The following is a 10,988-nucleotide window of genomic DNA, read 5'->3' as shown; positions in this document are numbered from 1 at the left end:
AACAGATCGCATAAATCATTAAAATACGATTGCGCACCTTGCCGCTCATTGAGCGGACTGGATTGCCAAGTGGCAATAAATTCATCGGCTGTCATCGCATCAATCCTCATATTCACCGCATCACCGCATCATAATCATTTGGCAGCATAGCCATATTTTGCTATGTTGCCTGCTTCGCGTGTCACGCTCTCTAATCAACCGACCTAAGCTATTATGACCCACGATTTTAAAGTTATCATTCCCGCCCGCTATGGCTCAACCCGTTTGCCCGGTAAACCGCTGTGCGATCTTGCCGGTCAACCAATGATTCAGCGCGTTGTCGAATGCGCTCGCGCCAGTGCCGCCAGCGCCGTAATTGTCGCTACTGACGATCAACGCATTCTCGATGTCTGTGCGCACTTGAATATCGACGCCGAATTAACCGCCGCCACGCATCGCAGTGGTTCAGATCGCATTGCCGAAGTCATTACGCGACGCGGCTGGAATGATGAGACGCTTATTATCAATGTGCAAGGCGATGAACCCTTATTACCGGCGAGCTTAATCAATCAAGTTGCCGCGAATCTCGCTGCTCGTACGCATCTCGGTCTGGCGACGCTCGCGTATCCAATCACTGACAGCGCCAGCTTATTTGATCCAAATTGCGTTAAAGTGGTGTTTAATCATGCTGGTGAGGCGCTGTATTTTTCGCGTGCGCCAATTCCCTGGCAGCGTGATGAATTTGCCGCACATCCGCATCAGCTCCCCGCTTCAATTACTTATTGGCGACATATCGGAATCTATGCGTATCGCGTCGTAGCACTCAAGCAATTTGTTAATTTAGAACCGGCTCCGCTTGAATTAGCCGAATCACTTGAGCAATTACGGGCGCTCTGGCATGGCATGGCGATTCATGTCGAGGGTGCATTAGAAGCGCCCGGGCCGGGGGTCGATACAGCCGAGGATTTAATGCGCGTGCTGGAACACTTAGAACGCTTAAACGCCGCTGTTTAATGTATCAGCCGATTGATTAAAGCATTGATTAGAGCAATGACGGGGACGCGGGACGGGTGCGACCAAAATGCTGATAAGCTGATTCAGTGGCCATCCGACCGCGTGGCGTGCGCATTAAAAACCCTTGCTGAATTAAAAAGGGTTCGAGCACATCTTCAATGGTGCCGCGTTCTTCACCAATGGCCGCCGCGAGACTTTCAACTCCGACCGGGCCGCCGTCGAATTTCTCAATCACGGCCGCGAGTAAGCGCCGATCCATGTGATCGAAACCGAGCGCATCAACTTTGAGCATAGCTAATGCGCGGTCGGCAATGGCCGCCGTAATGCGCCCATCACCGCGCACCTGCGCATAATCACGCACGCGACGTAACAGCCGATTGGCAATGCGCGGTGTGCCCCGCGAGCGGCGGGCGATTTCGGCGGCACCATTGGGGTCAGTCTCAATGCCGAGAATCCCCGCCGACCGTTTGACGATTGTGGTCAAATCCTCAGTCGAGTAATACTCGAGCCGTTGCACGATGCCGAAACGGTCGCGCAGTGGCGAGGTTAGCAGCCCAGCGCGGGTGGTTGCGCCGACGAGCGTAAAGGGCGGCAGATCGAGTTTGATCGACCGCGCCGCCGGCCCCTCGCCGATCATAATGTCGAGCTGATAGTCCTCCATCGCCGGATAAAGCACCTCTTCGACGACTGGACTCAAGCGGTGGATTTCATCGACAAAGAGCACATCGCCTGGGTCAAGATTGGTCAGCAGTGCGGCCAGATCGCCGGGTTTTTCCAGCACTGGCCCCGAGGTTTGCCGCAAATTAACCTGCATTTCGTGGGCGATGATGTGCGAGAGCGTGGTTTTGCCGAGTCCGGGCGGGCCAAAAATCAGCACATGATCGAGGGCTTCTTTGCGCCCGCGTGCGGCGTTGATGAAGATGTCGAGCTGTTCGCGCACCGCTGGCTGACCGACATAATCGGCAAGTTTGCGCGGGCGAATGGCGCGATCTAAGGCGCGATCATCGGGGGCGGCGTCGGCGGTAATCAGACGGTCGGGGGTGTTGGTTGACATGAATTTGGAGCGTGTCCTAAGCACGCAACGGCTGGATCGTTCTGGTCAGCTTAACCAGATGCGCTGATAATGTCTGCCATCTGAAGGCCGCCGGGGTTGCCGCATGATGCCGCCACGCTTGACACCGACGTTCGGTTTGATCCTGATTTTAACGCTGACGCTGGGCCTGCTTACGCCGCTGGACAGTTGGGCCAAAAAAAGCCGCTCTTCCGGCGGTTACTCGCGCCCATCGTCGAGCCTCAGCCAGCGCACCCCGACGACGCGCCCGAGTCGTACTGTGCGCACACCGTCCGTCAGCGGTGGCTATAGCCGTCCCAGCAGTTCGGCGACTAGCTCGACCGCCCGCGCCGCGCCCTCGGGCAGTGCGACCGATCAAGCACTGTCGCGCCAAGCCTCAAAACGGGCGCTCGATGACTTTCAGTGCCAGCGCCAAGCAGCGACCGCAACCAGTTCCGGCAGCGCCAATCACTCGAATAACGCGCATAGTTCTAATCATTCAAGCACTTCAAGTAATTCAAGCAGTTGGAGCGGCTGGACAACGCGCCCCTCAACTGCCCGCACCGCCCCGCCGCCGCGTCGTCCATCAACGCATTCGGTCAACTGGTACGGCCACCGCCCAAGCAATCGTTACACGCTGCCGAAATATTATCGTGGACACACTGCGCCGAGTTTTGGCCCCTGGAGCGCGGTGCTGCTATTTGGTTTGCTCCAAACACTGTCAAGTCCGGGACACGCTGAGTTTTTCTATCATCATGCCGAGGATCCCGCCTATCGCCAATGGCGCACGGAAGCTGAGGCGCTGGCGCGTGAACATGCTGAACTGGCGCAGCAACTGGCGGCGCTCGATCAACAATTAGCGACCTTCTCCGGGCCGCGTGATACCCAGTATCCCGCGCCCAACTTGGCGATAGAGACCGATGATCTTGCTACGGAATCGGAACCAACAATGAATACAGCAACCACTGGCTTTCCGTTCGCGGCACTGCTCACCGGACTGTTTATAGTGCTGCTGCTTGCCGTATTGCTGATCTTGATGTGGCGGCGATTCGCCCGACCAGCCACTAAAGCGCGACGCTCGCAACACGGTGAATCCTCGCGGAGCGGCTATCGTCCTGATTGGTTCCGACTCGGCATGACGCTGCCACTGGATCCCTCGCTGTTCATTCTGGCCGCGCCCTGGACACAGATCCAAGCGCCGCCCGCCGCCAGCAACAGCGGTCTGCTATCGGTCGAGCGCCTCGGCGCAGTCAGCGGCGCGGGCGTCACCTGGCATCGGCTCTATGTCGCTGATGATGAAAGGTTTTTTCAGGTGCATTGCGACGCGCACGGCCAGCCGGACGAGTGCCGCTATTTTGCGCCGCTCGATGTCGTCGAACCGGCGGACGCAGCGGAATGGGGCGTGTGGTTAGATCGGGATGAAGGCTTGATCGGCTGGCCCGAATTTGAGACCCAAGACGGGCACCGCTATGCGCGGCTGTGGTCGCCCGGACAAACACGCATTGAACCCTACGCCCTGCGCGAAACCCTAGAAACGCTCAACGGCGTGCAAGCTGCGCCCGCACAGCAACAGGCGATGCTCTACGCCCGCACCACTGGAGCCGCGCCACCTGCGCCCACAACCGAATATCTCTTGGTGATGGCACAGGAACAGGGTGATCGCGCTTGGGTCGCGTTGCATCTCGGAATTGATATTCCGATTGCCAGTTTGAATTTAAGTTAATTGTCGGCAACTGACTTGGAGTATTTAACCATGCTTGAAACACTCGCATTATTATGGGAGACGCTCACCAGCGGCCTGCCGATTTTATTGCTGCATTTTTTCATCACGCTGGCGCTATTAGTGCTTGGCATCGTGATTTACGCGCTGATTACACCTTTCCGCGAGCGCGAATTGATTAAACAGAGCAATGCCGCCGCTGGTTTAACCCTCGGCGGTGCGTGGATTGCATTAGCGATTCCATTAGCCGCCACCTTAGCGACAAGCGGCGTGTGGCTGGATATTGTGCTGTGGGGGAGTGTCGCAGTGCTGATGCAATTGCTCACCTTTGGCGTTTTTACGCTGCTATTTCGAGATTTGCGCACGGCGATTGAATCGGGAAATGTCGCAGCAGCCGCGTTATTAGTCGGGGTACAGGTAGCGGTGGCGTTGCTGAATGCAGGGGCGATGGTGGGATAAGAGCGCGTGTGATGGTAATTAGCTCGTCACGAAGTTGGCGCTTCGTGACAAGAAAAATAATTGGTAGCGCCCTAATCGATAGGAATTATTGATTGCGATAGACTGTATCAAATTTGACGCTTAAGGAGTTTGTCTCAATGCATTTGTCCAGACTGCTACTTTAAAAAAACTGGTCAAAAGCGGTCGAAATTAGCCTCCATCGTGGCAGCGAAGGCCAACGATGTCTTTCTTGGTGCGGAAATATTCGACGAATCGCTGACCCTTGCGCCCCGTTTAGTGTGTTGCGTTGGGTGCTAGTGGAGCGTCGTTTTTTGGGTAGTGCGCTTGAATCTGCGATTTGGTATCAGGCGCGGCGGGGTGAAACGCTTGCAAGTGCCTGATTGGATTGGCGGAGAGAGAGGGATTCGAACCCCCGGACCCTTTCGAGTCAACGGTTTTCAAGACCGCCGCTTTCGACCGCTCAGCCATCTCTCCGAGGTTGGAACACGCTAAGGCGTTCCAGAAATGCAGATAGTAATTATACTGCAAACATCTCAAATTGACCAAGCTTTGTGTCGGTCGATGCACCTGATTAGCCTCAACACCGCCAGCGCCCTCACTGGCATCGCCAAACGCACCCTCTGGCGCTATATCCAAGACGGACGCCTCAAAACAGCGTGCGATCTCAGTGGCGCAAAAACCCATGTCGAACTCACCGACGCCCTCGCGCTCAACGCCACCCAACTCACTTCCGAACAGATCAGCCTCGCCCTTGCTGCCGACAGTGGTGATGCCATTGCTCAATGCGAACTCGCCCTCTGGCTGCTCGACTGCCAACGCCTCACCCTCGCCCGCGACTGGTTTGCCCAATCCGCCCGTAGTGGCTACCCTGACGCGATGTGTTGGCTTGCACGCGCTTATCTGACCGGCGAAGGCGTCGAACTCAATCTGGAAACCGGCGTGCAGTGGCTCGATAAAGCTGCTCACAAAGGCCACCCGCTTGGACAAGCGCTGCACCAATTTCTGCACAGCCCCACCGGACAGGAACTGCTACATGCGCAAAACCAGACCGCATTGAATCAAGCACTCGACGATCTTGAACGCCACGTTATCCTAAATACGCTGAACGAAATGGCAGACACAGCGAGCACCTAAGAGTATGAACAAACACACTATCCGCACCGATCAAGCACCGCAAGCAATTGGCACCTATTCACAGGCTATTCGCGTTGGTCAGACGGTTTATCTGTCGGGGCAAATTCCGCTGGTGCCCGAAACGATGGAATTAGTCAGCGGCGACATGAGCGCCCAAATTCGCCGCGTGTTTGACAATCTGCGAGCGGTCGCGCAAGCCGCTGGTGGCGATTTGGGCGACATCGTGAAACTCAATATCTTTTTGACCGATCTCGCGCATTTCGCGCTGGTCAATCAAATCATGGCCGAATATTTCGTCGAACCCTATCCGGCGCGGGCAGCGATAGGCGTGGCGGCATTGCCAAAGGGCGCGGCGGTCGAAATGGACGGCGTGATGGTGACGAACTCATGCGCTTGAATCCAATCATCACACTCGTTCAACGTCGTCTGTCAGTGCTGGCGCTGCTGTTCCTCACCGGCTGTAGCGCGGTGCCGACCCGTGATGCCGTCATCCCGCCGGTGAGCGGTGATTTTGCCGGTGCGCCCGGCGTGACCACCTTTATTCAAACGATGCAGCAGCACGGCTATGCGCCCGAGCGCACGGCCGCGATTCTCTCGCGGGCACAGCGCCAGCAGTCGATTATCAACTTGATGGATCAACAAGCGCCGAGCAAAAGCACTGGGCCGAACGGCGCTTGGACGCGCTATCGGGCCAAATTCCTCGGCGAGGATTCGATCAACAATGGCGTGGCCTTTTGGCGGCGCAATGCGGCAGCACTGGAACGCGCCACAGCCCGCTATGGCGTGCCGTCGGAATACATGGTCGCCATCATCGGTGTTGAAACGCGCTACGGCGGTTTTACCGGCAAAACGCGCATTCTCGACGCGCTGGCTACGCTCGCCTTTGCCTATCCGCGTCGCGCTGAGTATTTCACCAGTGAGCTCGAAAACTTCCTCATCATGGTGCAAGAAGAGCGCCTCGACCCCTTCGGGCCGCGTGGGTCGTTTGCGGGCGCGATGGGCTTGAGTCAGTTTATGCCGTCGAGTTTTCGCGATCATGCCGTCGATCATGATGGTGACGGCCACCGCGATCTGTGGAATCCAGCGGATGCGATTGGCAGCGTCGCCAATTATTTTCGGCATCACGGCTGGCAGGTCGGCGAAGCGGTCGCAGTGCCGGCGCAGGTGCACTCAGCGGCCAGCGCCCATGCGCTCAAAACTGGCTTTAACACCAGCTATAGCCTGAACGAATTGGCAAGTCGCGGCATCACGCCAACGCGGTCGCTCGGGAGCGCCAGCGCGGTGAGCCTGCTCGAACTTGATGCGCAGGGCGGCTATGAATATTGGCTCGGTCTGAAGAATTTTTACGTGATTACCCGCTACAACCACAGCACCTACTACGCGATGGCGGTGCATCAATTAGCGCGGGCGATCCGAGCGCGTGTGGACAGCGGATTATGAGCGGCGTCACGCACAATGCCTGAACTAGGTGTGCAAGATCACGCAGCGGAGCCAGACGATTTGCGCCACCTGCCGGTCAGCGCACTGGCGCGGGTCGGGCCGAAGCTCGTCGAACGGCTTGAACGGCTTGGGATTCGCACGGTTCAGGATGTGCTGTTTCATCTGCCGCTGCGCTATCAGGATCGCACCCGCCTAACCCCGCTGGCTGAGATCCGCGTCGGGCTGGAAACCTGGGTTGAGGGCGAAATCCGTGATGCGGCAATCAGCTATGGGCGGCGGCGGTCGCTCAAAGTCTGGATCGGCGATGCACTGGGCGCGGGGCTGCTGCTGCGGTTTTTTTATTTTTCACCGCAACAGGCCGCGCAATTCCAGTCCGGCGAGCGGGTGCGCTGTTATGGCGAAGTGCGTCAGGGGCCGCAATCGCTCGAAATGGTGCATCCTGAATATCGGATTCTGTCCCACACCGACACCGATGCGCCGCTTGCCGCCGCGCTCACGCCGATCTATCCCTCAACCGAAGGGCTGCAACAAACCAGTTGGCGCAGTCTGACCGATCAGGCGCTGGCGCTCATGGCCCGCACCGCGCCGACCGAATTACTCCCGCCCGAAATACTCACCGCGCTTGGCTTGCCGACGCTCACTGAGGCGCTGCGCGTTCTCCATCGCCCGCCGCTCGGCACTCCGCTACAGGATGTGACCGAAGGCCGTCATCCGGCCTGTGTGCGACTGGCATTTGAAGAACTGGTTGCCCATCAGGTCAGCTTGCGGCGGATGCGCCTTGAACAACGGCGGATTCGTGCGCCAGTGCTCGCTGGTGATGGTCGATTGCGGCAACAGTTACGCGCCAGCTTGCCGTTTACGCTCACCGCGTCACAAGAGCGCGTGGTCGCTGAGATTGCCGCCGATCTCGCGCAAGCCCGCCCGATGCAGCGGCTGTTGCAGGGCGATGTCGGGGCCGGCAAAACCATCGTCGCGGCGCTCGCTGCGTTACAGGCGCTGGAGTCGGGCTGTCAGGCCGCGCTCATGGCCCCAACCGAATTGCTCGCTGAACAGCATCAGCGCAATTTAAGCGGCTGGCTTGGGGCGCTGGGTCTCGAACCCGTGTGGCTGGCAGGGCGGCACAAAGGCCGCGAGCGCGAAGAGCGGCTGACGGCGATTGCATCCGGCGCGGCGCGAATGATTGTCGGCACCCACGCACTGTTACAGGATACTGTTGCTTTTCAAGATTTAGGGCTGGTGATGATCGACGAACAACATCGGTTCGGCGTGCATCAGCGGCTGAAATTACGCGAAAAAGGCGGCGGTGTTAATGGCGCACCGCATCAATTAATTATGACGGCGACGCCGATTCCGCGTTCATTAGCAATGACGCTCTATGCCGATTTAGATTTATCCGTGATTGATGGTCTGCCACCCGGCCGCACCCCTATTTTAACGCGAGCCGTACCCGATACGCGGCGCGATGAAGTCATTGAGCGTGTGCGCCAAGCCTGTTTAGCGGGACGCCAAGCCTATTGGGTTTGTACCCTGATTGAAGAATCCGAAATGCTCGAATGTCAGGCGGCAGAAGACACCGCACAACAATTAAGCGCCTGTTTAACTGGCTTGCGTGTTGGTTTAGTGCATGGTCGGCTCAAAAGTCAAGAACGCGATGCCGTGATGGCCGAATTTGCTTCGGGGGCGCTGGATTTATTGGTCGCAACAACGGTAATTGAAGTCGGCGTTGATGTACCGAATGCCAGTTTAATGATTATTGAAAATCCTGAGCGATTAGGCTTGGCGCAACTGCATCAATTACGCGGGCGCGTGGGGCGCGGGGTGGTCGAGAGTCATTGCATTTTGCTCTATCATGCGCCGCTCTCAACTATAGCGCGGGAACGGTTAGGGATTATTCGGGATTCCACCAGCGGCTTTGAAATTGCCGAGCGCGATTTAGCGATTCGTGGTGCCGGTGAAGTATTAGGAACGCGCCAGACTGGGAGTGTGCAATTTCGCATTGCCGATCCCTTGCGCGATCAATCGTTGATTGCACAAGCACAGCGGGCGGCAGATCGATTGCTGGTCGCTTATCCGGAATTAGTGATGCCGCTGATTGAACGGTGGTTGGCAACGCGGGAGCGGTATGGGGGAGTTTGACTCGACGTGAGATGATAAGATAAATTTTGGTCTAATTCACTGTTTTTACTGACGCATATCAATATGAACACACATTTACCTATAAAATTTCGTCTTGATATTCAAGGGTTACGCGCTATTGCTGTATTATTAGTTATTCTCACTCACGCGGGTATTCCGTGGGTTTCTGGCGGTTTCGTTGGAGTAGACATTTTCTTTGTTTTATCGGGATTTTTGATTTCTGGCTTACTATTACAGGAATATGAGAAAAATGGTCGATTATCATTAAGTGCATTTTATTTACGCCGATTGCGGCGATTATTTCCAGCTCTTTTGGCTGTGTCAATAGTGACGGTTTTAGTTGTTGGTTGGCTATTTCCTCAAGCAGATGGTCGTTTAATTTTGGCTTCACTACCATTTGCTATAAGCTGGACAAGTAATCTTTTCTTTATTTTTAAAGAGCAAAATTATTTTAACGAGTTAGGTGAGAAAGATGTTTTTCTCCACACTTGGTCGCTTGGCGTTGAAGAGCAGTTTTATTTATTGTGGCCTATGCTGCTGCTTTTAGCACTGTTAATTGCTCAAAAGATATTGAGTTTAAAGAAAATCCTGCTGATTTTTATTGTTTTATCTTTTATTATCTCTGTGATTTGGTCATATGTATATCCAGTTTCTGCTTTTTACATGATGCCCTCTCGCATCTGGCAGTTTGGTTTAGGCTGTTTAGTTTATGTTTACTCGGAACGCCAAACTCAAAGTAATATCTCCAAATATCAATCTAATATTTTTCTGGTTTTAGGGTTAATGATTATTTTTGCTTCAGCTTTTTTCTTAAATAAGCAAATGACTTATCCTGGTTATTGGTCACTATTACCATCAATTGGCGCTGCATTTATAATTTTTTCTGGAAGCACCAAAAAAGACAGCGCTCTAATTTTAGCGCATCCAATATTAGTATGGATTGGCGATAGATCATATTCATTGTATTTATGGCATTGGCCCGTGATTATTGTAATCGGAATGTTAGGTGTTAAAGAATATGGCAACTACGCCTATTTTGGGTTGGCTTTTCTTTCAACTTTACTCTTATCTATTGTTAGTTACCGTTTTGTCGAATTGCCATTTTGGAAAAATAATCTGGCATCAATACCTTCAAAAACATTTTTACTCGGTTCAAGTGCAGTTTTTTTACTTATTTTAGCTATCGGATTTCATGTGCAAAGAATTCCGGTTAATGTCAGTAAGCCGCAAATTGATTTAGCTGAATCTATTCGCAGTGATCTGCCTGTAATCTATCAAATGCCTTGTGACGCTTGGTATCATCATGCCAAAGTTGAGCCTTGTATCTTTGGAAAAACTGATGCACCACAGACTGTTGTCTTGCTTGCAGATAGCATTGGAGCACAGTGGTTTAGTGCTTGGTCAAAGATTTTTGCTCCACCAAAATGGCGTTTTGTTGTATTGACTAAATCAGCGTGCGCGATGGTAGATGAAGATTACTTTTATCCGCGTATTGGCAAAGTTTACGATGTTTGTAAACAGTGGCGTGAAGCGGTATTAACGCAAATTACCAGCTTTGACCCTACTGTTATTATAGTTGGTAACGCAGCAACCTATGATTTTTCGCCAAATCAATGGGTAGAAGGTAGCAAGCGAGTTTTGGATCCACTCAGCAAAATTGCTGAAAGAGTAATAGTAGTAGCTGGTACACCCGTTTTAGGGTTCGATGGGCCGAATTGTATCGCTCGTCAGTTACAGTCTTCGCATACAATAAAATCAGATGACTGTGTAAGCGATCTTTCTATAGAAAAATTTAACCATGTTGCGGAATTGTTAAATCAAGCTGCAAATGGTTTAAATAATGTTCAAGTTTTAAACCCAGCTAACTTTGTTTGTCCAGAAAATCAGTGCCGTGCGTTATCCCAGATGGGTATTCCGGTCTTTCGTGATTCTCAACATCTTACGGATAGCTTTGTAATTTCTATAGAAAAACAGTTAAGCAGTCAGTTGCCTTGGATCGCAAATTACTAAACGAAAACAGACGATCTAATAGCTTTATCTCCAAATTTTTGTAAT

At 53.6% G+C, this 10,988-nt stretch carries 9 protein-coding genes and 1 tRNA gene; 8 read left to right on the top strand and 2 right to left on the bottom strand.

Annotated elements, in window-relative coordinates:
* The first annotated feature begins 213 nt into the window (after nucleotides 1–213).
* A complete protein-coding gene (kdsB, locus tag BLW10_RS07275; RefSeq protein ID WP_091333495.1) occupies nucleotides 214–993 on the top strand; it encodes a 3-deoxy-manno-octulosonate cytidylyltransferase in 780 nt (259 codons plus the stop codon).
* Between the two features lie 28 nt (nucleotides 994–1,021).
* Here the strand turns inward: kdsB and ruvB are convergent, their stop codons facing one another.
* On the bottom strand, nucleotides 1,022–2,047 hold the full coding sequence (gene ruvB, locus BLW10_RS07270; RefSeq protein WP_091333493.1) for a Holliday junction branch migration DNA helicase RuvB: 1,026 nt from the start codon (nucleotides 2,045–2,047) through the stop codon (nucleotides 1,022–1,024).
* 106 nt (nucleotides 2,048–2,153) lie between these two features.
* Here ruvB and BLW10_RS07265 point away from each other — a divergent pair, with 106 nt between their 5' ends.
* Both BLW10_RS07265 and BLW10_RS07260 read left to right on the top strand, forming a co-directional pair.
* Nucleotides 2,154–3,767, top strand: a complete 1,614-nt coding sequence (locus BLW10_RS07265; protein WP_177169014.1) for a DUF2491 family protein — start codon at nucleotides 2,154–2,156, stop codon at nucleotides 3,765–3,767.
* A gap of 30 nt (nucleotides 3,768–3,797) precedes the next feature.
* Complete coding sequence (locus tag BLW10_RS07260) at nucleotides 3,798–4,223, top strand: DUF350 domain-containing protein (protein WP_091333489.1); 426 nt, start codon at nucleotides 3,798–3,800, stop codon at nucleotides 4,221–4,223.
* A gap of 386 nt (nucleotides 4,224–4,609) precedes the next feature.
* Here BLW10_RS07260 and BLW10_RS07255 read toward each other — a convergent pair.
* Nucleotides 4,610–4,697, bottom strand: a tRNA-Ser gene (locus BLW10_RS07255).
* Between the two features lie 87 nt (nucleotides 4,698–4,784).
* Between BLW10_RS07255 and BLW10_RS07250 the strand changes: the two genes are divergently transcribed.
* The 5 genes from BLW10_RS07250 to BLW10_RS07230 all read left to right on the top strand — a co-directional run bounded on the left by BLW10_RS07250 (nucleotide 4,785) and on the right by BLW10_RS07230 (nucleotide 10,943).
* On the top strand, nucleotides 4,785–5,357 hold the full coding sequence (locus BLW10_RS07250; RefSeq protein ID WP_091333487.1) for a tetratricopeptide repeat protein: 573 nt from the start codon (nucleotides 4,785–4,787) through the stop codon (nucleotides 5,355–5,357).
* Nucleotides 5,358–5,361: 4 nt separating this feature from the next.
* Nucleotides 5,362–5,754: a RidA family protein gene (locus BLW10_RS07245; protein WP_091333486.1), complete on the top strand. Its 393-nt coding sequence runs from the start codon at nucleotides 5,362–5,364 to the stop codon at nucleotides 5,752–5,754.
* Entirely contained in the window at nucleotides 5,751–6,797 is a 1,047-nt protein-coding gene (gene mltB / locus BLW10_RS07240) for a lytic murein transglycosylase B (protein ID WP_245709187.1), read from the top strand. The genes BLW10_RS07245 and mltB overlap by 4 nt, the downstream gene beginning before the upstream one ends.
* A gap of 15 nt (nucleotides 6,798–6,812) precedes the next feature.
* Entirely contained in the window at nucleotides 6,813–8,933 is a 2,121-nt protein-coding gene (gene recG, locus BLW10_RS07235; protein WP_091333483.1) for an ATP-dependent DNA helicase RecG, read from the top strand.
* A gap of 63 nt (nucleotides 8,934–8,996) precedes the next feature.
* The gene (locus BLW10_RS07230; protein WP_091333481.1) at nucleotides 8,997–10,943 is read left to right on the top strand and encodes an acyltransferase family protein; all 1,947 of its coding nucleotides are present in this window, start codon (nucleotides 8,997–8,999) and stop codon (nucleotides 10,941–10,943) included.
* Nucleotides 10,944–10,988 lie beyond the last annotated feature (45 nt).

The sequence above is a fragment of the Allochromatium warmingii genome (assembly GCF_900107145.1).
GTDB lineage: Bacteria > Pseudomonadota > Gammaproteobacteria > Chromatiales > Chromatiaceae > Thermochromatium > Thermochromatium warmingii.
The sequence above is the reverse complement of the archived record's forward strand: the minus strand, read 5'-3'. Positions and strand labels throughout refer to the sequence as shown.

Bases quoted from the DNA above. Each gene is read 5' to 3' on its own strand.
- kdsB (WP_091333495.1), top strand. From the start codon at position 214: ATGACCCACGATTTTAAAGTTATCATTCCCGCCCGCTATGGCTCAACC.
- ruvB (WP_091333493.1), bottom strand. From the start codon at position 2,047: ATGTCAACCAACACCCCCGACCGTCTGATTACCGCCGACGCCGCCCCC.
- BLW10_RS07265 (WP_177169014.1), top strand. From the start codon at position 2,154: ATGCCGCCACGCTTGACACCGACGTTCGGTTTGATCCTGATTTTAACG.
- BLW10_RS07260 (WP_091333489.1), top strand. From the start codon at position 3,798: ATGCTTGAAACACTCGCATTATTATGGGAGACGCTCACCAGCGGCCTG.
- BLW10_RS07250 (WP_091333487.1), top strand. From the start codon at position 4,785: ATGCACCTGATTAGCCTCAACACCGCCAGCGCCCTCACTGGCATCGCC.
- BLW10_RS07245 (WP_091333486.1), top strand. From the start codon at position 5,362: ATGAACAAACACACTATCCGCACCGATCAAGCACCGCAAGCAATTGGC.
- recG (WP_091333483.1), top strand. From the start codon at position 6,813: ATGCCTGAACTAGGTGTGCAAGATCACGCAGCGGAGCCAGACGATTTG.
- BLW10_RS07230 (WP_091333481.1), top strand. From the start codon at position 8,997: ATGAACACACATTTACCTATAAAATTTCGTCTTGATATTCAAGGGTTA.